The 24314-nt window shown below is 62.2% G+C and carries 24 protein-coding genes; 8 read left to right on the top strand and 16 right to left on the bottom strand.

What is annotated here, in order from left to right:
• Positions 1-23: 23 nt before the first annotated feature.
• The 8 genes from AB8A23_RS12570 to AB8A23_RS12535 are packed head-to-tail and all read right to left on the bottom strand — an operon-like array spanning position 24 to position 9184.
• A complete protein-coding gene (locus tag AB8A23_RS12570) occupies positions 24-998 on the bottom strand; it encodes an ABC transporter permease (protein ID WP_089265507.1) in 975 nt (324 codons plus the stop codon).
• Positions 995-1945 (bottom strand): ABC transporter permease, encoded by a 951-nt coding sequence (locus AB8A23_RS12565; RefSeq protein ID WP_439059566.1) that lies wholly within the window; start codon positions 1943-1945, stop codon positions 995-997. Before AB8A23_RS12565 ends, AB8A23_RS12570 begins: the two co-directional genes overlap by 4 nt.
• On the bottom strand, positions 1938-3476 hold the full coding sequence (locus AB8A23_RS12560) for a sugar ABC transporter ATP-binding protein (RefSeq protein ID WP_439059567.1): 1539 nt from the start codon (positions 3474-3476) through the stop codon (positions 1938-1940). Before AB8A23_RS12560 ends, AB8A23_RS12565 begins: the two co-directional genes overlap by 8 nt.
• Positions 3473-4873, bottom strand: a complete 1401-nt coding sequence (locus tag AB8A23_RS12555; protein ID WP_439059568.1) for an FAD-linked oxidase C-terminal domain-containing protein — start codon at positions 4871-4873, stop codon at positions 3473-3475. The genes AB8A23_RS12560 and AB8A23_RS12555 overlap by 4 nt, the downstream gene beginning before the upstream one ends.
• 59 nt (positions 4874-4932) lie before the next feature.
• Positions 4933-5817: an intradiol ring-cleavage dioxygenase gene (locus tag AB8A23_RS12550; RefSeq protein WP_439059569.1), complete on the bottom strand. Its 885-nt coding sequence runs from the start codon at positions 5815-5817 to the stop codon at positions 4933-4935.
• Between the two features lie 9 nt (positions 5818-5826).
• Complete coding sequence (locus AB8A23_RS12545; RefSeq protein WP_439059570.1) at positions 5827-6744, bottom strand: NAD(P)-dependent oxidoreductase; 918 nt, start codon at positions 6742-6744, stop codon at positions 5827-5829.
• Positions 6741-8108 carry an amidohydrolase family protein gene (locus tag AB8A23_RS12540; RefSeq protein ID WP_439059571.1) on the bottom strand — a complete coding sequence of 456 codons (1368 nt, stop codon included), beginning with the start codon at positions 8106-8108 and terminating at the stop codon, positions 6741-6743. The genes AB8A23_RS12545 and AB8A23_RS12540 overlap by 4 nt, the downstream gene beginning before the upstream one ends.
• Entirely contained in the window at positions 8105-9184 is a 1080-nt protein-coding gene (locus tag AB8A23_RS12535; protein WP_439059572.1) for a maleylacetate reductase, read from the bottom strand. Before AB8A23_RS12535 ends, AB8A23_RS12540 begins: the two co-directional genes overlap by 4 nt.
• Before the next feature lie 189 nt (positions 9185-9373).
• Between AB8A23_RS12535 and AB8A23_RS12530 the strand changes: the two genes are divergently transcribed.
• Positions 9374-10525 (top strand): LacI family DNA-binding transcriptional regulator, encoded by a 1152-nt coding sequence (locus AB8A23_RS12530; protein ID WP_439059573.1) that lies wholly within the window; start codon positions 9374-9376, stop codon positions 10523-10525.
• Between the two features lie 90 nt (positions 10526-10615).
• On the opposite strand, the gene AB8A23_RS12525 is transcribed toward AB8A23_RS12530, so the two are convergent.
• Entirely contained in the window at positions 10616-11122 is a 507-nt protein-coding gene (locus AB8A23_RS12525) for a MarR family winged helix-turn-helix transcriptional regulator (protein WP_315843371.1), read from the bottom strand.
• 177 nt (positions 11123-11299) lie between these two features.
• Here AB8A23_RS12525 and AB8A23_RS12520 point away from each other — a divergent pair, with 177 nt between their 5' ends.
• The 5 genes from AB8A23_RS12520 to AB8A23_RS12500 are packed head-to-tail and all read left to right on the top strand — an operon-like array spanning position 11300 to position 16373.
• Complete coding sequence (locus tag AB8A23_RS12520) at positions 11300-11764, top strand: RidA family protein (protein ID WP_158596893.1); 465 nt, start codon at positions 11300-11302, stop codon at positions 11762-11764.
• Between the two features lie 56 nt (positions 11765-11820).
• Positions 11821-13392 (top strand): sugar ABC transporter ATP-binding protein, encoded by a 1572-nt coding sequence (locus AB8A23_RS12515; protein WP_439060530.1) that lies wholly within the window; start codon positions 11821-11823, stop codon positions 13390-13392.
• Positions 13389-14366 carry an ABC transporter permease gene (locus tag AB8A23_RS12510; protein WP_439059574.1) on the top strand — a complete coding sequence of 326 codons (978 nt, stop codon included), beginning with the start codon at positions 13389-13391 and terminating at the stop codon, positions 14364-14366. The genes AB8A23_RS12515 and AB8A23_RS12510 overlap by 4 nt, the downstream gene beginning before the upstream one ends.
• The gene (locus AB8A23_RS12505; protein ID WP_439059575.1) at positions 14363-15343 is read left to right on the top strand and encodes an ABC transporter permease; all 981 of its coding nucleotides are present in this window, start codon (positions 14363-14365) and stop codon (positions 15341-15343) included. Before AB8A23_RS12510 ends, AB8A23_RS12505 begins: the two co-directional genes overlap by 4 nt.
• Before the next feature lie 55 nt (positions 15344-15398).
• The gene (locus tag AB8A23_RS12500) at positions 15399-16373 is read left to right on the top strand and encodes a sugar ABC transporter substrate-binding protein (protein WP_439059576.1); all 975 of its coding nucleotides are present in this window, start codon (positions 15399-15401) and stop codon (positions 16371-16373) included.
• A 45-nt stretch (positions 16374-16418) separates the two neighbouring features.
• Here the strand turns inward: AB8A23_RS12500 and AB8A23_RS12495 are convergent, their stop codons facing one another.
• Genes AB8A23_RS12495 through AB8A23_RS12470 form a run of 6 tightly spaced genes read right to left on the bottom strand, consistent with a single transcriptional unit; the run spans position 16419 to position 21365 of the window.
• Positions 16419-17387: a Bug family tripartite tricarboxylate transporter substrate binding protein gene (locus AB8A23_RS12495; RefSeq protein ID WP_175366263.1), complete on the bottom strand. Its 969-nt coding sequence runs from the start codon at positions 17385-17387 to the stop codon at positions 16419-16421.
• A 34-nt stretch (positions 17388-17421) separates the two neighbouring features.
• A complete protein-coding gene (locus AB8A23_RS12490) occupies positions 17422-17772 on the bottom strand; it encodes a cupin domain-containing protein (RefSeq protein WP_089265520.1) in 351 nt (116 codons plus the stop codon).
• Positions 17773-17776: 4 nt separating this feature from the next.
• Entirely contained in the window at positions 17777-18796 is a 1020-nt protein-coding gene (locus AB8A23_RS12485) for a quinone oxidoreductase family protein (protein ID WP_439059577.1), read from the bottom strand.
• 20 nt (positions 18797-18816) lie between these two features.
• Positions 18817-19701 carry a 3-keto-5-aminohexanoate cleavage protein gene (locus AB8A23_RS12480; RefSeq protein WP_439060531.1) on the bottom strand — a complete coding sequence of 295 codons (885 nt, stop codon included), beginning with the start codon at positions 19699-19701 and terminating at the stop codon, positions 18817-18819.
• Positions 19702-19720: 19 nt separating this feature from the next.
• On the bottom strand, positions 19721-20467 hold the full coding sequence (locus AB8A23_RS12475; RefSeq protein WP_439059578.1) for an SDR family NAD(P)-dependent oxidoreductase: 747 nt from the start codon (positions 20465-20467) through the stop codon (positions 19721-19723).
• Between the two features lie 7 nt (positions 20468-20474).
• Complete coding sequence (locus AB8A23_RS12470) at positions 20475-21365, bottom strand: dioxygenase (protein WP_439059579.1); 891 nt, start codon at positions 21363-21365, stop codon at positions 20475-20477.
• 117 nt (positions 21366-21482) lie between these two features.
• Here AB8A23_RS12470 and AB8A23_RS12465 point away from each other — a divergent pair, with 117 nt between their 5' ends.
• Positions 21483-22502, top strand: coding sequence for a LacI family DNA-binding transcriptional regulator (locus tag AB8A23_RS12465; RefSeq protein WP_184519810.1), 1020 nt, complete (start codon positions 21483-21485; stop codon positions 22500-22502).
• A gap of 290 nt (positions 22503-22792) precedes the next feature.
• The gene (locus AB8A23_RS12460; protein ID WP_158596890.1) at positions 22793-22966 is read left to right on the top strand and encodes a hypothetical protein; all 174 of its coding nucleotides are present in this window, start codon (positions 22793-22795) and stop codon (positions 22964-22966) included.
• Between the two features lie 393 nt (positions 22967-23359).
• Here AB8A23_RS12460 and AB8A23_RS12455 read toward each other — a convergent pair whose 3' ends face one another.
• The gene (locus tag AB8A23_RS12455; protein ID WP_068734883.1) at positions 23360-24283 is read right to left on the bottom strand and encodes a 3-keto-5-aminohexanoate cleavage protein; all 924 of its coding nucleotides are present in this window, start codon (positions 24281-24283) and stop codon (positions 23360-23362) included.
• Between the last annotated feature and the right edge of the window lie 31 nt (positions 24284-24314).

Genomic DNA, 24314 nt, shown 5'->3' with positions numbered 1-24314 from the left:
GTTAGTTTTTTAAGATCGAACACTTACGCCGCACGGCGCCGTGTTTTCATATCCAGCCATACTGCCAGAATGACGATGACGCCGGTCACCAATGGCTGCCAACTCGCGTTGACCGACAACAGGTTCATGCCGTTGAGGACCAGGGTCAAAATGAGTGCGCCGACGAACGTGCCGAACACCGTTCCGAGACCGCCGAACAGCGAGGTGCCCCCGATCAGAACCGCGGCAATCGCCGGCAGTGTCAGGCTTTCTCCGATATCGGCTTCGGCAGAGTTCAGTCGCGCGAGAAAGATGATCGAGGCGAGTCCGGCCATTGCGCCCGACACTGTGTAGACCAGCAGGAGTCGGCGAGCGACGGGAATGCCCGACAATCGCGCGGCGACCGGGTTGGCGCCGATGGCATAGATTTCCTGTCCCCACGTGGTGCGCTGCGCGAAAATGGTTCCGATGGCGAGGAAGACCAGCAACAGATAGACCGGGATCGGAAGACCGAGAAAATAGCCACTGCCGATCTGGCGAAAGCCAGCCGGGAAGCCGTGCATGGTCTCTCCCCCCATGTACCAGTAAGTGATGCCGTGCAGCACCCACAGCATCCCGTAGGTCGCAATGAAGGATGGGATTCGAAGCGCCGTCACCATCACGCCGTTCAGCATCCCCACCGCGCCACCGACGCCGATGCCTGTCAGTACCCCCAAGGTCGGCGAGCCCGTCTGATGAATCACCGTTCCGGCAATACAGGCGGAAATGGCGACATTGGCACCAATCGAAAGGTCGAGGCCACCTGTCAGCACCACCAAAGTCAGACCCGACGCAATGAAGAACAGCAGACTCGCCTGACGCAGGACGTTGAGGATGTTGCCGAGACTGAAGAACGAGTTGGTCAGGATGGTCAGCGCCGCACAGATCAGAAACGCGGCGAGCAGGCGATAGAATACCTGGATCATCTCGTCGGAGAGCAACATTCTGCCGCCCGTGATCGGCTTTGAGATATCGGTCATGATCGGCTCCGCAATCCATCGACGAACAAGGCTGCAATCACCAGCAAGCCGACGCTTGCCACCTGAATCGAAGACGGCAGCGCCAGCAGATTCAATCCGTTTCGCAACACGCCTACGGTGACCACGCCGAGCAAGGTGCCGAGCAGCCAGCCATTGCCGCGTTCGAACGACGTGCCGCCGACGGCAACCGCAGCAATGGCATCGAACTCAAGACCGAGGCCAGCAGTCGGATGCCCCGAATTCATTCGCGCAGTCATCAGGAGACCGGCCAGGCCGACCATGGCGCCGCCGAGCGCGTAGACGAGGATCAGCAAGCGTCGGGCCGAGATGCCGGCGAATTTCAGCGCTTCACGGTTGCCGCCGAGTGCGAAAATGTAAGTCCCGAAACGCGTGTGGTAGAGCAATCCGTGGAAGGCAAGATAGCTTCCCAGCCCCAGCACGATCGGAAGCGGAACGCCGCCGAGCGTTCCGGAATAGACGCCCCGAACGGCGGCCGGCATGCCGACGACGCTCTGGCCATCGCTGACGATCAGCGAGAGTCCCTGCGCCATGCCAAGCGTTCCCAGCGTTGCGACAAAGGGCGGAATACCGACAACGGCCACCAGCCAGCCGTTGATCGTCCCGAACACGATTCCGACGGCCAGAGCCGCAAGCAGGCCGAGCAGCAGCGAGCCAGTGGCCAAAGCGACGATGGCGACGATCAGCGAGGTCAGCGTCAACACTGCGCCCATCGACAGGTCGAGACCTTCGGTCATGATGATCAGCGTCATCGGCAGCGCCAACATCAGCAGGATCGTCGATTGGACGAGCACGTTGGAAATATTCGGCACCGTCAGGAAGCCGGGTGTCATCAGGCTGAAGATGACACATAGCAGCACCAGCATGACGGCAACGCCGGGAATCCGCTGAAGCGGATTGGTGTTCAATACCATCGCTTGTTCACGCATGATGCATCCCCAACTTCACGATGTTTTCCTCACTCAGTTCGTGGCGAGCCAGTTCACCCGCGATCCGCCCGTCGCACATGACATAGGCGCGGTCACAGACGTGGCAGATTTCCGCCTGCTCCGACGAGATCATCAGCGCAGCGGCACCATCCGCGACCAGCCGGTCGATGAGCGCGAAGATCTCGGCTTTCGCTCCGACATCGATGCCGCGTGTCGGTTCGTCGAAGATGAACAGCTTGGCGCCAGCGGCCAGCCATTTGCCGATGACGACTTTCTGCTGGTTGCCGCCAGACAGAAGACCCACGGCCTGCTTGTCCGATGGGGTCGCGATCCTCAACTGCCGGATCAGATCATTGGCAACCTGCCTGGATTTCCCCTGATCGAAGAAGCCACGCGGAAAGATCTTGCGTAGCGCGGAAACGATCAGGTTGTCTCCGACGGAGCGGATCAGAGCCAGGCCTTCGGCCTTGCGGCTTTCCGGAATCAGCGCGAGCCCCAGTCTGGCTGCTTCGTCCGGACCGCCGGATTTCTCCCGGCCGTCGAACAGGATCTGTCCCGCGGTCGCCCTGTCGGCTCCGAAAATGGCCCGCACCACTTCGGTGCGCCCCGAGCCGACCAGCCCGCACAGCCCGACGATCTCGCCTTGCCGCACGACCAGGTCGATGCCCGCAATGCCCGAGGCAGAGGCGAGACCCTTCACCTCGAGCATGACCTTGCCAAGGGACTCGGCGAAGGTCCGTGGATAGCTCATATCGACGCTGCGACCGACCATCATCCGGACCAGATCGTCCGACGACACGGCACCGGGTTTCACCTCATCGATACGACGCCCATCGCGCAGCACCGTGATGCGGTCACCGAGCGAGAATACTTCTGCCATGCGGTGCGAGATGTAGATGATGGCGACGCCGTCCGCCTTGAGCCGCGCGATCAGTGCGAACAGCAATTCCGTCTCGCGATCGGACAGCGCCGCCGTCGGCTCATCCATCACGAGAATTCGCGCGTTCTGGCTGATGGCCTTTGCAATCTCCACCATCTGCTGCTGGGCGACGCCCAGCTTCTCGATCCGGATCGCCGGATCGATGTCGAATCCAATCGAATCCAGCACGCGCCTGGCATCGGCCAGAATTTTCTTGCGATCGATCGTGCCGGGAACACGTCCTGCCGGCTCGCGTCCAAGGAAGATGTTCTGCGCGATGTCGAGATAGGGGACCAGCGAAAATTCCTGGAAGATGACGGCGATGCCGAGCTTCTGCGCATCAGCTGGCGACGCGATCTCGACTGTCTCGCCGTTGTAGTGGAACGAGCCGTGATCGGCGCGATAGGCCCCGCACAGCACTTTCATCAGGCTCGATTTGCCTGCTCCGTTCTCGCCGAGCAGCATGTGCACCTCGCCTGGCCAGACCGAGAACGACACATCGTCGAGTGCCTTCACTCCCGGGAATTCCTTGGAGATGCCGCGCAGTTCGAACAGCGGCGGCGCTGCTTGAACGATCGACACGGCAGCCTTGGACTGAGCGAGCTGCGTCATGCCAGCACCGGTGCATTGGGCAAGAAGATCTTGCCGGGGTTCATCATGCCTTTCGGATCGATCGACGCCTTGATGCCACGCATGATATCGACGGCGGCGCCGAGCTCGTCCCGGAGGAAGTCGATCTTGCCGGTACCGATGCCGTGTTCGCCGGTGCAGGTGCCCTCCATCGCGATCGCCCGCGCCACCAACCGCGCGTGCAGCGCCTTGGCGCGCGCGACCTCGTCGGCATTGTCCTGATCGATCAGGATCAGCAGATGGAAATTCCCGTCGCCGACATGGCCCACCACGGGCGCGATCAGTCCGTTGACATCGATATCGCGGCGGGTTTCGGTTAGACATTCCGTCAGCCGCGAGATCGGCACGCAGACATCCGTGATCATGGCCTTGGCGCCCGGCTTCAGGCTGAGACCCGCATAGAGCGTGTTGTCGCGGGCATGCCACAGCTTCGTCCGGTCTTCCGCCGCACGCGCCCATTGGAAGCCTTGGCCGTCATGTTCGGCGGCGATCGCCTCCGCCAGTTCGGCCTGCTCCGCGACGCTCGCCTCGGTGCCGTGGAATTCAAAGAACAGCGTCGGCGCCTCGCGATAGCCAAGTTTGGAATAACCATTGATGCCGCGCATCATGACTTCATCCAGCAGTTCCATCCGCGCGACCGGAATGCCCGACTGGATCACTTCAATCGCGGCATCGATCGCCTGATCGAGCCGCCCGAAACTGCAGACCGCGGACGAAATCGCCTGCGGCCATGGATGCAATTTCAGGGTGATTTCGGTGATGACGCCGAGGGTGCCCTCGGAGCCGACGAACAGCCGGGTAAGATCGTAACCGGCAGACGACTTGCGCGCACGCTGGCTGGTGCGGATCACCCGTCCATCCGGCAGCACGACTTCGAGCGCCAGCACGTTGTCCTTCATGGTGCCGTAGCGGACAGCCATAGTCCCGGACGCGCGCGTCGAGGTCATGCCGCCGATCGACGCATCGGCGCCGGGATCAATCGGAAAGAACAATCCGGTGTCGCGCAGATGCGCGTTGAGCTGCTTGCGGGTGATGCCGGGCTGCACGACGACATCGAGGTCCTTGTCATGCACCCGGAGCACGCGATTCATCCGCGCAAAATCGATACAGACGCCGCCAGCCACCGATGCCGCATTGCCTTCGAGCGAGGTGCCTGCGCCGAATGGAACGACCGGCATGCCGAGTTCGCCGCAGAGTTTCACGATCTCAGCGACTTCCTGCGTGGTCTCCGGAAACACCACGACGTCCGGTGGACGACTGGCGTGATAGGCCTCGCTGCGGCCGTGATCATCGAGCACGCCGCGCGCGATCGTCGCGCGCGCCCCAATGATCTCGTTCAGACGGACCACGGCCGTCTCGGCGCTCACTGGCGCTCCCATAGCATCCTCCCCTTCCATATCAGCGCTCAGGCTCTGCGGCCCTTGATGCGCATTGTTAGCTAGACAGCATGCGCCTTGTTGGCGTCTGGCTTCAAACCGAAATCGTAATTCAAATGATAGTAAGGCGTGTCCTGCATGCGCCCGTCGGGAGCTTCGCCGGCATCTTTGCGGGCGAATTCGCGAATGAGCGTATCTTTGACGCCGAAGACGACGTCGGAGTCGAGATACTTGTCGCCCGCGACGAACACATGCGTCACCAGTTGCTCGAAGCCAGGCGCCGAGATCATGAAGTGAACATGGGCGGGCCGCCACGGATGACGCCCCTGAGCCGTGAGCATATCGCCGACCGGCCCGTCATGCGGGATCGGATAGGCCGCTGGCTTGATCGACCAGAACCGGAAACGGCCCTCGGCATCGGCATGAAACCGCGCACGCATCGCCAGATCGCCGATCTTGTCGAGCTGCTGAACATCGTAATACCCGTCGTCGTCGGAGTGCCAGACGTCGATTGTCGCATTTGCGATCGGCTTGCCGTCTGGCGTCGAGACCGATCCCGTCACGATCATCGGATCGCCCTCCATGCCACCGGAGATGTCTTCGCCAAGCTTCTTCTCCGGGGCCGCCTGGACGAAGAACGGCCCGAGCACGGTCGTGTCCGTCACGCCATCCTCGGCACCATGATTGATAGCATCGACCAGCATCGACACCCCGAGCGTATCCGAAAGCAGAATGAACTCCTGGCGCTTATCGTCGCACATGTGACCGGTGCGCGTCAGGAATTCGATACCCTGCTCCCATTCCCTCTGGGTCGGCCGAACCTCCCGGACGAAGGCATGCAGATGGCGCACCAGCGCCTCGCTGATCTGCCTGATCCGCGGCTGGCCAGCATCCGTGATGCGATCCAGCACGGCGTCGGTGATGGTGTTCTCGTTGAAATTCCGCATGGCCTCCCCTCACCCAAGCTTCGGCTCGCCGAGACCCGACAGTCGCTCGACATGGCGCACGGTGGCGATGAAATCGGATTCGCCATCTCCTTGCGCAACAAGCGATCCGTAGATTTCTCGCACCTGCGCTGCGAGTTGCAGCGGCACGCCGACGTGATGGCCGGCCCCGATGATGAGGTCGAGATCCTTGGCCATCTGCCGGCACGAGAAAGTAGACTCGAAGTTGCGCGTGGCCAGTGGCGGCGTCTTGTACTTGACCATCGGCGAGGCGACCGCACTATCATCCAGGACCTTGAGGATATCCGGCCAGGAGATGCCGCCCTTGCGCGCCAGCGCGAGACTTTCGGCCATCATTCCGGCGGACACCGCGATCATCAGGTTGACCGCGAGCTTGGCAAATCGCGCCTCTTCAGCCACGCCGAGATAGGTTTGCGCGCGTGTGAACGTCGCCAGCACCGGCTGAACCGCATCGAACGCGTCGCGCGGCCCCGACACGAAGCAGGTCAGCGCGCCGGTATGCGCGATCGCTGCATTGCCGGACACCGGAGCGCGCAGATAGGCAATACCCGTTGCCTCCGCCGCGACACCAACCTCCGCTGATATTTCGGCGCTGACAGTGCTCGTCTCGATCAGAACCGCACCACGTGTCAGCTTGTTCAGCAAGCCGTCTGGTCCGAGCACCACGGAACGCAACGCCGCATCGTCGGGCAGCGATGTGAAGATGATCGAGTGGTTTGCAGCGGCGTCCGCCGCGGAGTTAGCCGTCTGAAGCCCAAGCTGCTGTGCCAACACCAAGCGCTGCTGGCTTGGGTCGTAACCGGTGACACGGATACCGGCCTCCACCATGCGGCCGGCAATCGGCAAGCCCATCTTGCCAACACCGATCCAGGCGACGGCCTGTGCTTGATCTCTCGACGGGGTTGTCATGCCGCTTTCTCCTGACGTTCGATCTCGGAGACGATACGCATGCCTGATCGCTCGAGTTCATTCTTTTTGTGGTCGAGGTTCTCCGCCAGCAGGTGTCCGCCTCGCTTGCGCCAGATGCCGTCGATCATGACCGCCTCGACATTGGCGATGCTGGACTGCATCAGGACCGTAGAAACCGGATCATGGACCGGCCAGAGGTTGAGGTCGGTGGCATTGATGACGACCAGATCCGCCTTCTTGCCCGGTGTGAGCGAACCGATGGTGTCTTCACGCCCGAGCATGCGAGCGCCCTCGATGGTGATCCAGCGCAAGGCCTCACGCGTCGTGATCGTCGTGGCAGCCGGGATGGCGCCCGTGGCCCGCCGGCTCTCGGCGTTGTCTAGCGCACGCTGCATCGAAAGTGCGATGCGGCCAACGTTGAACATGTCGCCGGGCAGCACCGATTCCAGATCGACCCCGAGCGATGGCCGCGATCCCAGCTTCAACAGCCGCCCGGTGATCGGGTAGCCGTGGCCCTGATTCATTTCATTTTCTGGCGTGACCGAGAACGACACGCCGAGATCGACAAGCTGATGCAGCAGATCGTCGGGAAGATCGTTGCCGTGCACGATGTTGATGCCGGGACCGACCAGACCGGCTGCAATCAGCTTCGCCCAGCCACCCGGCGTCTTGGCCGGGCCTCCGCCCTGATGCATCGAGGCAATCAGATCGAACTCACGCGCCAATTCGAAATCATGGATGGCAACATCCATGGTCGAATAATGCGGGCCGAGAATCGCGAGCCCGAGCGTGACGCGATCACTGCGGCTAGACAGTGCCCCTGCCAGGAAGCGCTCGACCTCATGGCGCGGATGCGGAACCTCGGAGAAGTGCGGCTGCCCCGGCGCCGCCTCCGGCTTCGGCGAGCCGTGAAAGAAGGCGGCACGGATGCCGCTCTCTTTCAGCGCCGCGACGGCGCTATCACTGTGCGCAGGCGTTGGGTTGTTGTGACACCAGTCAACCAGCGTGGTGGTGCCGCAATTGATCTGGTTCAGCGCGCCCATCAGCGTGCCGATATGGATATCCTCGGGACGAAAGACCGTGGCCAGTCCCGCATGCATCCGGCGGAAATATTCGGGAAGCGTCCAGTTCGCGGAGAAGCCGCGCAAGGCGGTCTGCCACGTATGCATATGCGCGTTGACAAGGCCCGGAATGACGATGCGACCACGACCATCGACGATCTCCGCATCACCGGCATCGAGGCCCGGCCAGATGTCGACGATGCGATCGCCATCAACCAGCAGGTCGGCTTGCGCGAGATCGCCGATCGTGTCATCCATCGTCAGGATCGTGGCGGACTTGATGAGCGTGCGCGTGGCCGTCATCGCAACGCCTCCGCTACGACCGGAGGTTCGCCCGCCCAGGCCCGCGCGATCAGATCGCGGATGGCATCGCGTTCCAGCGGCCGCGGGTTCCAGTAGGCATTGCTGACGGCAAGGTCGGCGGCGCGTTCGATGCCGTCCTTCGGCATTCCCAGATCGCGCAGCGCGACTTTGGCGCCAAGTCCCTGCGTAAGATCGAACAGTCCCTGCGCGGCCTGTCCGGCGCCAAGCGCGCGCGCGACGCGAGCCGCCGCAACTGGCACGGCGGGAGCATTATAGGCCATCGCATGCGGCAGGATCACCGTGTGGGTGTCGGCATGTGGCAAATTGAACGTGCCGCCCAGCGTATGGCAGAGCTTGTGATGCAGACCCATGCCGACGGCGCCGAGACAGGCGCCGCACAACCAGGCAGCGCGCAGGGCATCATCGCGTGCCGCCGCGTTGTCCTCGCCAGCCGCAAGCTTCGGCAGCGCGCCGGCGAACAGGCGAATGCCCTCTTCCGCCATCAACGACACGACCGGATTGGCATCGCGCGCATAGAGCGCTTCGACAGCGTGAGCGATTGCATTGACGCCCGATGTCACGGCAAATGCAGGCGGCAATGTGCGCGTCAGGTCGACGTCGTAGATGACCGTTTCGGGGAGTATCTTCGGGCTCGATTGCGTGGTCTTCAGTCCCTCGCGGGTCTCACCCAGGATCGGCGTCATTTCGGACCCGGCATAGCTGGTCGGTACGACGATTTGCGGCAGGTCGGTCCGTAGCGCGATCGCCTTGCCTAGCCCGATGGTCGAACCACCGCCCACCGCGACGATGCCGTCGGCCTGCAGAGCCTTGACCTGCTGGATCGCAAGTTCGGTCACATCAACCGGCGTATGCATCACCGCACCGGCATAGACGCCCGCCGCTCTGTCACCGATCAGGGCGGCAATCTGCTCGCCGTGAGATTTCTGCTGGTCTGTCGTCAGAACGAGTGCGCGCTTAACGCCGAGTCGGTCGAGCTCAGCGGCCAGATCTGCCAGCCGTCCCGAGCCGAAGACGACCCGCATGGGCGCCGCCTGATAGACGAAGCTCTCCATCATTCCATCCCTGATCGTCGACGCCGTTAGGCGCCTCTGCTGCATTGCACCAAGGCATGCAGCGGATTTTCGCTACCATCATTCCCGTGCACACGTTTGTCAAGAAACTCTGCACACGTTTGTCAATTTGTGCAAGATGAGGCATTCTCACGTGATCGTTAGCGGATACGACGACGCGCGCGAGCAGGCTGGATGGCGATGCCCAAAAAAACCAAGAATACCAAGAAGACGTCACCCGCGCTTCAGGAGCGGTCGTCGCGTAAGACAATCATTGATGTCGCGAAGTGTGCTGGCGTCCATTGGTCAACGGTGTCGCGCGGGCTCAATCCCGAGAAGCGCCACCTGATCTCCCCAGAAATGATCGAGCGCGTCGAGGCCTGCGCAAAGAAGCTGGGATATCGGGCCAACGCCATGGCATCGGCGCTTCGGACCCAGCGATCTCGCACCGTCGGCGTTATTGTTTCGAACCTTGGTGACCCCGTCCATCCCCCCATAGTGCGGGCGATTGAGGATCGGTTCGCCGAGATTGGATACGTCACCATCGTCGGCAATACCGACAACCATCCGCTCAGGCAGGCCGCGCTGATCGATCGTTTCATCCAGCAAGGCGTCGAGGGGCTGATCGTCGCGACCTTCGAGCGAAACGATCCTGGTATTGCGGCCTGCGTCGAGGCCAACATCCCCGTGGTCGCAGTGTTTCGCGATCCTGAAAGCGAATTCATACCGAGCGTCCGGGTCGATGACGCGAAGGCAATGGAACTGGCGGTTCATCATCTCGCCGAACGCGGGCACACGCAGATTGCTCATGTCGGCGGCCCGCAAAACGTGTCGACGGGTTACCACCGCTATCGCGGCTTCCGGCGCGCTTGCAAAGCCCTGGCTCAAGAGGGAGTAGCGCCCACTGCCGTCTTCGGTGAGGCCTTTACGGTCGAGGAAGGTGAGTTCGCTTGCGAACGTTTGCTAGCGGAGAATCCCAATATTACGGCAATTGTGGCCGGCAACGACATGCTGGCCGTAGGCTGCCTTCGGCACCTGAGAAACAGGGGCATTTCATGTCCCGGCAGCATCTCGCTGGTCGGCATGAACGACATGCTGTTCATGGATGCGATAGCACCGGCACTGACGACCATCAGTACGCCAACTGCGGAGCTGGGAACGCAGGCGTCTCACATCCTTATTGCGATGATCAAGGGAACGCCGGTTCAAAACGATCGGATCGTGCTGAAGCCGGTTTTGCTTGCGCGCGATTCTGTCGCCGCGATCAAGCTGCCGACCAGGACACGTTCATCAGATCTTTCTGACACCGCCAAAAGAGAAGTCAGAATACGGCACCGACAAAGCTAAGCCAAACCTGACGCACGCTGCGGCGGTGGCATGGAAAAGTGTCGGCGACTGATCCGAATTTGCTGACAGCGGGGCGTTCAAAGCGATCCGTTACAGATCTGGCTTCTCGACCGAAATCAGAAGTTTCCGCAGCAGCCGCGTGAGCGTTTGACGTTCGTTGGCCGTCAGGACCTCGTCGACCGAACGGGACAACTTGAAGTGCTGGGCAATCGCCTTGTCGACGGAATTTCGCCCCTTGGCCGTAAGCGTGATCCGCGCACCACGGCCATCTTCAGGATCCTGGCGCCTGACGATGAAGCCGTCCTGCTCGGCACGCCGCAGCCGCGCGGTGAGCCCGCCCGACGACAGCAGGCACTCCGCATAGAGGTCAGTCGGTCGAACACCGATACTGCTATCGGCCTCGCGGCGGTAGATCGTCAGGAGCAGGTCGAACAATTCCCAATTGAAGCCCTGCTCCTCGAGTGCGGGCTCGATGGCGCTGCGCATATGCACGGACAGCCGGACAATCCGGCCGACGACGTCGAGGTGACCGGCGTCGAGGTCGGGCCGCCGCCGGCTCCAGCCGGCAATGATCTCATCAATCGAATCGGTAGTCATGCTGATCAGCATATAGGCACGGGGCACCGAATATATGCAAATTCATCTATCTTTGCGCCAAGATATTTTATCTTGACTCAAAGATAGTTTGACCTCACGCTTCATGACGGGTTGACCGGATGCCACCTCGCGAGAAGGTCACGAGGTTTACCAACGCCCGCCATCGAGGAAATGATCATGACAGCCAAGCCGGCCTTTGCGACATCGCCATCCAATCCGCACGTCAAGGAAATCCAGACGATGCCGGAGCGGAAGCCGGACATGCCTTATGCACCAGCGATCCGGGTCGAAGTGCCCTGCGGCATGCTTTTCATTTCCGGAGCAACGCCCTCCCCGCTCTATCACAAGCATCCCCATGTTCTGGAGGAGCACGATCATCCGAATTCGATCGAGGACCAGACCCACCGCGCCATGCAGACGATCCAGTCGATCCTGGATCACGAAGGGCTGACCTGGACCGACATCGTCAAGGTGACGAAGTACCTGACCGACATCCGGGACCAGGACGGTATGGTGAAGGTGATGAAGGAATATTTCGGCGACTGGACGCCGGCCAGCACCACCATCTGCATCAACCAGCTCTCGACCCAGGGCGCCCGTGTCGAGCTCGACATGATCGCCGCCATTCCCGTGCAAAAATAGACCGGATATGACCTCCCGCCGGCCCCGGGTCATCGGGTCGAACGAGGCCGACAATGATGCACGGCACTGAAAATCAAAATGAGCAAGGGGACCGCACGCTGCACGCCCCAAAGGGGTCTGCGCCGCGGGCGACCGGAAGCGAAGCCGATGCGCCGCTCCTGCGTCTGGTCGGTATCGACAAATCCTTTCCCGGCGTGCATGCGCTCAAGAACGTATCGCTCGACGTCTATGCCGGTGAGGTCCATGTCATCCTCGGCCAGAATGGTGCGGGAAAGTCGACGCTGATCAAGACGCTGTACGGCGCCTATGCGGCCGATCGCGGTTATATCGAGATCGAGGGCCGGCGAGTCGCCGCCGCCCGCCCGGCCGATGCCAGCGCACTTGGTATCGCCGTCATCTTCCAGGAATTCTCGCTGATCCCGTATCTGGACATCGCGCAGAACATCTTTCTCGGTCGCGAAGCCGCATTCAGTCGCTTCGGCCTCGTCGATTCCGCGGCCATGCATGCAGCTGCACGCACCATCCTCGACGATCTCGGCCTCGACTACGACACCCACGCATACGCCGCCGATCTCGGCGTAGCCCAGCAGCAGATGGTGGAGATCGCCAAGGCGCTTTCGCAGAACGCGCGGGTGCTCGTGATGGACGAGCCGACGGCGGCGATCTCCGAGCGTGAATCAGATCGCCTGTTTCAAACCATCGCGCGATTGACGGAGAAGCGCGTCGCCATCGTCTACATCTCCCATCGCATGAAGGAGGTGCAGATGCTCGGCGATCGCATCACCATCCTGCGCGACGGCGCTGTCGTGACCAGCGTGCTGCGCGATCAAAAAAGCCAGGCCGAGATGGTCGGTGCGATGATCGGGCGACCATCGGGATCGCAACTCGCACGGATGCCGCGCCCGCCCGGCGAGCCCGTTCTGCTCGCCAGGGATGTGAACACGGCCAAACTGTCGGACATCTCCATCGAAATTCTCGCCGGCGAGGTGGTGGGGCTTGCCGGCCTCGTTGGGTCCGGCCGGACCGAAGTGGTTCGCGCCTTGTTCGGCGCGGATCCAATCGCGAGCGGCGAGATCGCTCTGTTCGGATCGCGCACGCCGGCCACACTGGACAGACGGGTGCGTGCGGGCATGGCCCTGCTCCCGGAAGATCGCAAACGGGAGGGATTGGCGCTGCCACTCGATGTCCGCGACAATGCGACGGTCGCCTCGTTGTGGCGCAGCTTCGCCTCCGGCTGGTTCTCACCGGCCAAAGCCGAGCGGGACACACGCGGGCTGATCGCACAGCTCGGCATTGCCGCCCATGGCACGCGCCAGAGCGTCCACACCCTCAGCGGCGGCAATCAGCAGAAGGTCGTGCTGGCCAAATGGCTGGCCGCGGGAGCCAAACTGTTTCTGCTGGACGAACCGACGCGCGGTGTCGATGTCGGCGCCAAGGCGGAGATCTATCGCCTGATCGATCAACTGGTCGATGGCGGGGCCGGTGTCGTCGTCATCAGCTCGGAATTGCCGGAGCTCGTTCAGCTCTGCGACCGCGCCTATGTCATGCGCGACCATCGCATCGTCGGGCATCTCGCCGGCGACCAGCTAACCGAGCGGGCCATCCTCGAACTGGCGGTGCATCAATGAGCGTGACGATCCAGCTGCAGCGCAGGTCCGGCATGGGCCAGTTCCTCAGCGCAATCCCCGGCGCCGGCCTCCTGCTGATCCTGATGCTGGTGCTGTTCACGATCGTCAATCCGAGATTCGTGTCCCAGACCAACCTCATCAATGTTGGCTTGCAGACCTCGCTACTGCTGATGCTCGCCCTGCCGATGACGCTCATCATTATGACCGAGGGCCTCGACCTGTCGGCCGGAGCTCTGCTCGGGCTGAGCGGCGTCATCGTCGCCGAGGCGCTTCTTGCCGGATGGGGCGTGCTCGCCGCTTGTACGGCGACGCTGGCGGTGAGCATTGCCTTCGGGGCCCTCAACGGCATCCTAATCGCCTATCTGTCGCTCCCTGCCTTTGTTGTCACCCTCGGCACCATGGGGCTGATGCAGGGGATTGCGCTGGTGCTCACCAATGGAGATCCGGTCGGCGGTTTCACGCCTGCCATCGAAACCTTCTATCGCTCCCAGCTTTGGTTCATTCCGACGCCGATCGCGATCGCGGCCGCCCTTTATGCCGCGCTGTGGCTACTGCTCTATCGCACTCGGCTCGGCAACTACGTGATCGCCATCGGCGGCAACAAGGACGCGCTGCGTCTCGCCGGCATTCGCGCCAATCTCGTGCACCTCGCCGTCTATGTGCTCGGCAGCACGATCATCGGCCTTTCGGCGGTGTTGCTGATCGGACGCACCAATTCAGCGCATCCGACCGTCGGCATCGGCATGGAGTTCGAGGCGATCGCCGCAGTCGTGCTCGGCGGCACCTCCTTCGAAAAAGGACAGGGCTGGCTGCTCGGTGCCGTGCTCGGCGCGCTTGCCATCACCGTGCTGCGCAATGGACTCAACATTCTGTCCATCGACTCATCGCTGCAGGTCGTGTGCATCGGCATCCTGCTCATCCTCGCGCTGCTGATCGACCAGGCGCGCAAACAATTCATGAGGCGTACGGCATGACGGTCCCGGCAACGCTCGATATCCGCCCATCGTCCCTGTCGCCCGACGCCGCGGCCCTGCTCGGCCGGTTCGTGCTGATCGCTCTGATCGCCGGCGCGTTGACCGCGGTCGATCCCGGATTCGCGTCGGTGAGCAATCTCCTGAACATGCTGCGACAGGCGAGCCTGCTGTTTCTCGTCGCGTCCGGCCTCACACTCGTCATTATTGGCGGGGGGCTCGATCTGTCGGTCGGTGCCAATCTGACGCTGTCGGCCTGTCTCGCCGCAGCCGCGATCAAGACGACCGGCAATCCGTGGTACGGCGTCGCGGTCGCCATCGGCGCCGGTACGCTGATCGGTTACGCTAACGGGCTGATGATCAACCGCCTGCAGCTGCCGCCTTTCCTTGCGACTTTCGGCATGCTGTGGGTGGCGCAGGGCATCGCCTACTGGTTCATGGCCGGGCAGACGATCTACGGCATGCCGATGTCGTTTCGCTATTTCGGCACCGGCTTCTTCCTCGGCGTTCCGCTGCCGATCTGGATCACGCTTGTGGTCTGTCTCGCCTGCAGCATCCTCCTGCACCGCACGACCTTCGGCCGCGAGGCGTATTTCATGGGCGCCAACCAGACCGCCGCGCTGCTGTCCGGCGTCCCGGTCGAGCGTCGTCGGCTGCTGCTCTACGTGCTCAGCGGCTTGACGGCGGGCATCGCGTCTCTCGTCTATCTCGCACGCCTCAATGCCGCCGAGCCCGGAATCGGCGAGCCGTTGCTGCTTCCTGCTATCGCCGCAGTTCTGGTCGGCGGCACATCCTTATTCGGTGGCAACGGCAACATCGTCGGCACCGTGCTTGGCGCCATCCTGCTCACCATCATCGTCAACGGCCTCAATCTGCTGAATGTTGCAGCGACCTGGCATCCCTTCGTCAACGGCACCGTCGTCCTGGTCGCCATCATAGCGGATCTCGTCATCAGCCGACGCCGATCAGGGAGCGGATAGACCCGGCATCACCAGTTCACCACACGTCTCGTCATTCACAACCAGAGGGGCCATCATGCGAACCACCCGATCTATCCGATGCGTTCTTGCCGCCGTCATTTGCGGCACCCTGTTCAATTCGGCGGTGCGCGCCGATGGCGAAGTGATTGCAGCCTTCACGAAGAACCAGGTGGACCCGCATTTCGAGGGTGTGCGCGCCGGCGTCGCGCAGATTGCGGAGAAAATGCGCGCGACGGTCAAATATTACACGCCGACCAAGCCGAACAATATCACCGAAGGCATGTCGCAGCTCGAAGACGTCGGCGTGACCAAGCCCAATCTGATGCTGTTCATGCCGATCGATGCCAAGGCGCAATTGCCGACGATCAAGCGCCTGATCGAATCCGGCCTGCCGATCATCAACTACAACGACCGCGGCGGCGACGCCCCCTATCTCTCCTTTGTCGGCCAGGACGATTACAAGCTCGGCTATGACATTGCCAAGACCCTGTTCGACCACCTCGGCGGCAAGGGCAATGTGGTGATCCTCGAAGGCGTCAAGGGCTCGACCACGGGCGACGAGCGCAAGCGCGGCTTCGACGCTGCGGCCAAGGACTATCCGAATATCAAGATACTGGCCTCGCAGCCCACTAACTTCCAGCGCCTGCTCGGCATGCAGACGATGGAGAACCTGATCCAGCAATTCAGCACCATCGACGGCGTGATCGCCGCTGCCGACGCGTCCGCCCTCGGCGCCATCGAGGCACTCAATGCAGCCGGCCGCAAGAACGTCGCGGTGGTCTCGATCAATGGCGTGCCGGAGGCTGTCGAAGCCGTGAAGGCCGGCAGCCTGCTGGCAATCGCGGAGTTCGACGGCTTCAAGATCGGCTGCGTCGCCACCGCTGTCGGCCTGAATGCCATTCGCGGCCAGAGTGCGCCGAAGCAGATCACGATCCCCGGTGCGATCATCACCAAGGCCAATTATGCGCCCTGGCTCGTGCCCTACAAGGACCGGACTTGCCCGACGCCGGACGCGTATATCGCGAAGTAGCGCTAACGGGCCTGCAGACGCATCGCGTGCTGCAGGCCCGCCTTCTTACTTTGTCGCCCCGTCCGTCGACATCGCGATGAGCTTGCCATAACGCTCCGCATCGCCGCGCAATTCGGCCTCGAACGCTTCCGGCGTCGAGCTGGCGATGTCGGCGCCCTGCGCGGCGAACTGCTTGATCAGGGCCGGATCGCTGAGCGCCTCGGCGAGATCGCGTGCGATCTGGCTGACGATGGGTTTTGGCACCGCCGCGGCGGCGAGCATTCCGAACCAGCTATCGTAGGTGAATTCGGGGAGCCCTGCCTCGGCGAAGGTTGGCACATCAGGCAGTTGCGCCATGCGGCTCTTGCCGGTGACTGCCAGTGCGCGCAACTTTCCCGACTGGATCAGGTCGCCACCGACGCCGAAGAAAGTGAAGGCAACCGAGGTGTCGCCGCGCATAATGCTGATCTGGGATTCCGGCAGTCCGCGATGCGGAATCAGCACCATCTTGGTCTGCGTGAGATGCCTGAACAGTTCGGCGGCGATACCGGTGGAACTACCGACGCCGGCAGAGCTGTAGCTCAGCGAATCCGGCTTGGCCTTTGCCGCAGCGATCAGTTCGGCCAGCGTCTTGAACGGCGCATCCGGCGGCACGATCAGGATGGACGGCGTCGATCCGACGCGGCTGATCGCAGCGAAATCCTTGATCGGATCGAAGTTGAGGTTCTTGTTGACCACGCCGATCACGCTGTGGCCGTTTGAGGTCAGCATGATCTGCGAGCCATCGGTCGGGCCTTTGGCGACACTGCTGACACCGGCGATGCCGGGCCTGTTCTCTACGATGACTTGCTGCTTCCACTTCGCAGCAAGCTTCTCGGCCACCGAACGGGCAAGGATGTCGGTGAGGCTGCCACCCGAAAACGGCACGATAATACGCACGAGCTGGTTCGGATAAGTCTGTGCAATGGCTCCGCTGCCCATCAGCGCCGCAGTCGCGGCGAGGCCAGAGCCGATCATGAAGTGTCGGCGATCCATCATTTTCTCCCTTAAAGAACCAAGTGCCGGGCTTTCAGCCTCTGGCGGTGTTGGGCAGCGGCATTGCAAGCAACACCACCGCCGGTCGTTTCGTCTCGTTGCGCAGCGCGCGCGTCTCGTTGGGCGCGATGCGGCAGGAATCCCAGATGCCGAGGGTGGCGATGCCATCCGGCGTCTCGAAGGTTACTTCGCCTTCGAGGACGACATAGAACTTCTCCTCCGGCGAGGCCGAGGGCGTAATGCCGCCGCCCGGCAGAATCTGGCTCATGCCGAGCCACATCACATCGCCCGGCCCGGCGTCGCGGCCCTGCAGGCGGAACATCCGCATGTCATTGTGGCCAGGGGCTTCGTAGCGCGGGGCATCGTTCAGGCGGACAACATGCATGGCTTCACCCGTTAGGCTGAAAAACAAGACGATCGCGCGAGGAGCCGAGCACGGCGACATAGGCCTCTGCAGCGCGCTCCAACGGGTAGATCGCGTCCGGCTTAATCGGAAACGGCTTCAATGCGCCGCTGGCGAAACCCGGCACCAATTCACGCAGTATCTCGCCGGCTTCCGGCGATGACAGCGACAGCGAGTCGACACCGAAGAAGGTGTGCTTGCCGCGATAGAAGGCGAAGATATCGAACGGCACGGTGGCCTTGGTGGAGGCAATAAAGATCTGGCGGCCGAGATGCGCGAGCGATTTCGTGCCGGCGTCGTAATACGGTTCGCCGACTGTGTTGTAGACGATGTCCGCACACTTGCCGCCGGTAATTTCGCGCACCGTCGCGGCGACATCATTGCGACTGGAATCGATGACGGTCACCTCGCCATGGGCATGGCCAGCATATAGCTCGTCCTTGCGGACGACGCCGATCACGCGAGCGCCCTGCCATGATGCGATCTGCGTCGCCGCCTGACCGACCTTGCCGTTCAGGCCGAGGATCAACACCGTCTCGCCGGGCTTCGGCATGCCGCTGCGGCGAAAGCCTTCCTGCGCGGTGACAAAGGGCACGCCGATGCCGGCCGCCTCCGCGAGGCTGATATTGATCGGCTTCTCGACCAGCGCAGACGCTTCCACTACCAGATGCGTGGCATGGGTGCCGTCGCGGCCGATCCCGAGTTGGCCGGACGAGCCGAACACGTCCTTGCCGATCAGGTCGGCCGGCCCATCGATCACGACTCCGGCGAAGTCACGGCCGGGCGTGCGGGGGAAGACCGCATGCGGCATCAGACCGAGCGTCGCCTTGGCGTCCGACGGATTGATCGCGGCGGCCCTTATCTCGACCAGCGCATCGCCTGACCTGGCGCAGGCGAGTGTGCGTTGCTCGATGCCGAGCGCCACATTCTCGATGCGATCAGCCTTGGCGGCGACCCGCAGGCATGTTGCGGTGACGCTGGAGGAAGTCTTGGCGGCTGCAGTCATTTCAGTCCTCGAATGCTGTGTTATGCGGCGACCGGCAAATCGAACAGCGCGCGTGCTTCAGCAGGCGTCGCGATCTGCGCGCCGAGTTCTTCGATGATGCGGCGTGCCTTGTCCACCATCACGGCGTTCGACGGCGCCAGTACGCCGCGGCCGAGCATCACCGCATCTTCCAGACCGGTGCGGGCATGACCGCCGGCGAGCACCGATTGCGCCACCATGGGAAATGTGGAGCGGCCGATGCCAATGGCCGTGAAATGCGCCTCCCGCGGCAGCAGACCGCGCGCATACAGCACCGTTTCCGGCGACGGCTGGAAGCCGTATTTCACCCCCATTACGAAGGAGGTGAGCGCCGGGCCGCTGAGCGTACCGTCGGCGAGGAGATCGTGCAGCAGCGCGATATCGCCGGAATCGAACAGTTCGATCTCGGGTTTCACGCCGGCCTCGCGGATGACCTTGGCCATGCGGCGCACATTGCCGGGCGTGTTGATCACCACCTGCCCGCCGGAATTCATGGTGTTGAGATCGAGCGTGCAGATGTCAGGCTTCAGCGCCGTGATATGGGCAACGCGTTCTTCCGGGTTCATCAGCGTAGTACCGGCGGCGGCGACCTTGGGATCGTCCTGCGAAGGCACGAAGCGACCGCCGGGCCCGGTGGTGATGTTCAGGATCAGGTTGCGATTGCGCGCGCGAATGCGTCCGACGACGTCCTGATAATATTCGAGCTTCATCGACGGCGCGCCGGTGCCGGGCTCGCGCACATGGATATGCGCGACTGCCGCGCCGGCTTCTGCGGCACCGAGGCAGGCGTCGGCGATTTCTTCCGGCGTGATTGGCAGATGCGGGGTCTGGTCCGGCCGCGTCAGATTGCCGGTGACGGCGCAAGTGATGACGATCTTGTCGAGCATCGGGCGCATCAATCTCTCCTTACAACGCTCGGCCGCCGTCAACGACGATCAGCGAGCCGGTGGAATAGGTCAGGTGGGTGGCGCAGGCCGCGATTGCGCGGCCGATATCCTCGGCCGTCGCAACACGCTTGAGCGGAATGGTCCCCGCGACCTTTTCAAGCGCGGCCGCATCGCGGCCCGGCACAAAGTCAGTGGCCACCACGCCCGGCGACACCGCCATCACGCGCACTGCCGGCGCCAACGCCCGCGCGAGCGACTTGGTCATGGTGTCGATGCCGGCCTTGATCGCCGCGTAAGCCAGATTGGAGCCGACGCCATTCAGCCCCGCAATCGAGGAAACGTTGACGATAAGCCCATCGCCGCTCGCCTTGAGCAGCGGTGCGAAAGCGCGGATGGCCGCGAACTGGCCGCGCCAGTTCACCTTGAACATGTCGTCGATAAACTCGTCGGTCAGCGCGTCGAGATCGCCGATCGGAATGGGCTTGGTGTAGCCGGCGGTATTGACGAGAATATCGCAGCGACCGAACGCTCGCTCCACCTCGCCGGCAAGCGCCGTCAGCGTTGCGCTATCTTCAATTACCGCGCGTCTGGCGAGATGGCCTTCGCCCCGAAGGCCGGCTAGCAACGCGTTGGCGGCTGCTTCGCCAGAGCGCCAGGTCACGACGACACGGGCACCTTCGGCTGCCAAAGCTTGCGCGGCCGCGGCGCCGATGCCGCCCGAACCGCCGATCACCACGGCTACCTTGTTCGCGAGAATATCCGACATCGAGAGCTCACTTGATGGGAGGATGCGGGAGCACAGCTTCGCCGGGCTCCATGACGAATGTGTAGTTGAGGCTGAACCATTCGCCAGCGACATCTGGCGCTGGCGGCGCGCCTTCGCCCTTGCGGAAATCGCCGATCAGCGCGCGCGTCACGCCGAATACGACGTCGCTCTCTAGATGTTCGTCGTCATCGACAAAGATCTGCGTGATCAGCGTCTTGAAGCCTGGCTTGAAGGCAAGCACATGCAGATGCGCCGGCCGGAACGGATGCCGGCGCTGCGCGGCCAGCATCTCCCCGGTCGGACCATGGGTCGGCACCGGATAGCCAGCAGGCTTGACCGAGCGGAACGCGAAGCGGCCATTCTCATCGGTCTCAAACACGCCGCGCAAATTCATGTCAGCCTGACCCGCGTCCTGGTTTTCGTACATTCCCGATGGCGAGGCCTGCCAGACATCAACGCTGACACCCGGGAGCGGCGCTCCCAGCGCGTCGGTGATGCGGCAATCGACGAACAGTGGTGCACCGGGCGTCGGCGAACGCAAGATCGAGGCACCATTCTCCACGCGCGGAGCGTTCGCCCGCCAGAACGGCCCGAGCAACGCTGCGGCGGTCTCGCTCGCGCCATCCTGGCCGTTGTTCAACAGGCAGACCAATGTCGAGAGCCCGACTGCATCGCTGAACAACACGCCCTCGTTATGGGTGTCGTTTGTCGCCTGGCCGATGCGGTTCAGGAAATCGATAGCAAACTCGAATTCCGCCTCGGTCAGCCGAACCTCGCGGGCAAATTCGTGCAGATGACGAACGAAAGCGGCCATGACCGTGCGCAACCGCTCGTTCGGCGCACCGCTCATCGCGGCAAGCACAACGTCGGTCACATCCTCCTGACGCGTGATGATCATCGACACTCCCTCACATTGCGATTTTTTTGGCTGTCCACCCTGCGCAATCGATTGCACATTTAGTGCAATCGATTGCGCAAGTCAACCGCACCAGCTAGTTTGGAGATCGTGGCAGGGATGACGACAATCAAAGACGTGGCGCGCGAGGTGGGAGTGCACCCCTCCACCGTGTCGCGCGCGCTCGACCCTGCCCGCCGCGGACGGATCGGCGAGCCGGTCGTGCGCCGGATTCTGGAAGCAGCGGAGCGGCTGGGTTACCGCCCGGACACGGTGGCCGCTAGTCTGCGCAGTGGCCGTTCGAACATGGTCGGCATCATCGTCCCGGACATCGCGAACCCCGTCTTCTCGCCGATCATCGGCGGCCTCGAAGACGTGCTATCGGCGCGCGGCTACGCGCTGATTGTCGCCGACCCGCAACCGCAACGGACGGGCACCGACGACATCGTTCAACGGCTCGTGGCGCGCCGCGTGGATGGCCTCGTGCTGGCGAATGTCGCGCTCAAGGATAATTCGATCGAGCGTTGTCTGAGTTGGAAAGTCCCTGTCGTGCTTGTCAATCGCGCGGAAGCTGAGGCGCGTGTGCCTTCGGTGGTCTCGGACGATGTGGCCGGCATGCGGCTCGCGGTTGCGCATCTTCTCGAACTTGGACATCGCCACATCCTCCACCTCGCCGGCCCGCAAATGCTATCGACCGGATCGCTTCGCCGCCGCGGTTTCTTGGAGGCAATGCACGAAGCCGGTTTCGCGCCGGCCGACAATGATATCGAAGAGGCTGAAGCCTTCACGCGCGAGGCAGGACACGCTGCCGCACTCAGACTGCTCGCACGACAGCCTGAGGCCACCGCCATCGTCGCAGCCAACGATCTCCTCGCGCTCGGCATCTATGAAGCGTTGCGCGAAACGGGCCGGCGATGTCCGGAAGATCTGTCAGTGATCGGTCACAACGACATGCCGCTGGTGGATCTGGTGGATCCGCCGCTGTCCACGATCCGCATCAGCCACCGCGAGATGGGTGAACAGACCGGCCAACTCCTGCTCGACCTGATCGAAGGCGTCCGCGGCGATGCGCCTTATGTCGTCACAGCGCCCCTGCTCGTCGTGCGCCGCTCGACACAGCCACCAAGGATCTCGCGATAAGCCAGCGTTGGATCTGATTTAATTGAGCCAGCGGGATTCTGGTTTGCGCCCCTTCGCTTTGAACAAGGGCGGACTCGCATACCGGCAAAAGCCCCCGACGTTCCTTATCAATTCGGCCAAATCCAGAAGCAACACGCCCAAACGATAACAAGCGAGTGATCAGACCGGAGCAAGTTGCATGACAGATCTGATGTCATATGGGATGCATTGAACATTCATGTGCAGTAATTCGGCGCTATTCCACATTCCATATAATGAAGCTGGGCGGTTCCCACGCTAGGGAACCCAAGATGCATGATGTTTCTCGCCGCGCTCAACTTATTCTGTTGAAAAACGATCTGCACATCATGCGAGGCCGGGCCCAACGCCTGGATCTAAGCGATGTAGCCTTGTTGATCTCGCAGGCTGTTCAGCTGCTCTCCGATCAGCCGGAAGTTTCTAAATCTGACCAGCCCCGCGCCTAACTGCATTGTTTGTCATCGGTGCGCTCGGTCGCCAGGACAAACATACCGACAGCCGCTGCGGTCACCAAAAACGGCATAATGATAAGGGCCATTGACGCCTCCTTGTCGAAGTTGATCTTCGAACATGACGCAACATCTCTTATGCGGCTCGCTACTTCCCTAAAGCGGATGGTGAACAGAACCATACGGAGAGATTTGGTTGAGAAATGCCAAATTCATGAATGATAAAGTATGCGATCCGCGCAACGTCCAGCGCGCCAAATGTCCGCCTTGCGCCAGGAGCGGTAACCCATCCCGTCGACTTTGTGTCAGAAGCGAGCATTCGCCAGCAGGGTTCCCCTAAAGCAGAGCAGGCGGACATCTCTTGCACTGTCCGCCTCCTCCAGGGATAGCTTAGACCTCCAGCTTGTCTCCACCCTTCAGATCAAGCATCTCGCGCGCTTCATCCGGGGTTGCAATTTCAAGGCCGAGGCCTTCGACGATCTTGCGCGCAAGGGTGACCTGCTCGGCATTCGAGGAGGCCATGCGACCTGGCGCCGCCCACAGCGAGTCTTCCAGACCGACGCGGATATTGCCACCCATGGCCGCAGCCATCGCCGCGATCGGCAGTTGATTGCGACCGGCACCGAGCACCGACCAGACATACTTGTCGCCGAACAACCGATCCGCCGTGCGCTTCATGTGCAGCACGTCTTCGGGATGTGCACCTGTGCCGCCCTGCAGGCCGAACACCGTCTGGATAAACAATGGCGGCTTCACCAGCCCCTGTTCGAGGAAGTAGGCCAGATTATAGAGATGCGCCGTGTCGTAGCATTCGAACTCGAAGCGCGTGCCCGTCTCGGCCAGTGTCTTCAGCACATACTCAATGTCCTGGAATGTATTGCGGAACACGATATCCTTGTTCTGTAGGTGCTTTAATTCCCAATCATGTTCGAACTTCTTGAAGCGGTTCAGCATCCCGAAGAACCCGAAATTCATTGAGCCCATGTTGAGCGACGCCACTTCCGGCTTGTAGACCGCGGCAGGCCGTACGCGTTCATCCACCGTCATGGTGGGCGCGCCGCCGGTGGTCAGATTGATCACCGCATTGGTGCGCTGCTTGATGATCTTCAGGAACGGCGCAAAGGCTTCGGGACTTTGATCGGGTTGCCCGGTCTTCGGGTTGCGCGCATGCAGATGCACGATGGCGGCGCCGGCTTCCGCCGCATCCACGGCGGCGTCGGCGATTTCCTGCGGCGTTACCGGCAATGCCTTGGACATCGAGGGCGTATGAATAGCGCCCGTCACGGCGCAGGTGATGATGACTTTGCGGCTCATGTCAGTCTCCGTCTTACTGTTAAGAGATCGT

Origin of the sequence: Tardiphaga sp. 619_E2_N8_4 (assembly GCF_051810905.1) — a bacterium.
GTDB classification, from domain to species: domain Bacteria; phylum Pseudomonadota; class Alphaproteobacteria; order Rhizobiales; family Xanthobacteraceae; genus Tardiphaga; species Tardiphaga robiniae.
The sequence above is the reverse complement of the archived record's forward strand: the minus strand, read 5'-3'. Positions and strand labels throughout refer to the sequence as shown.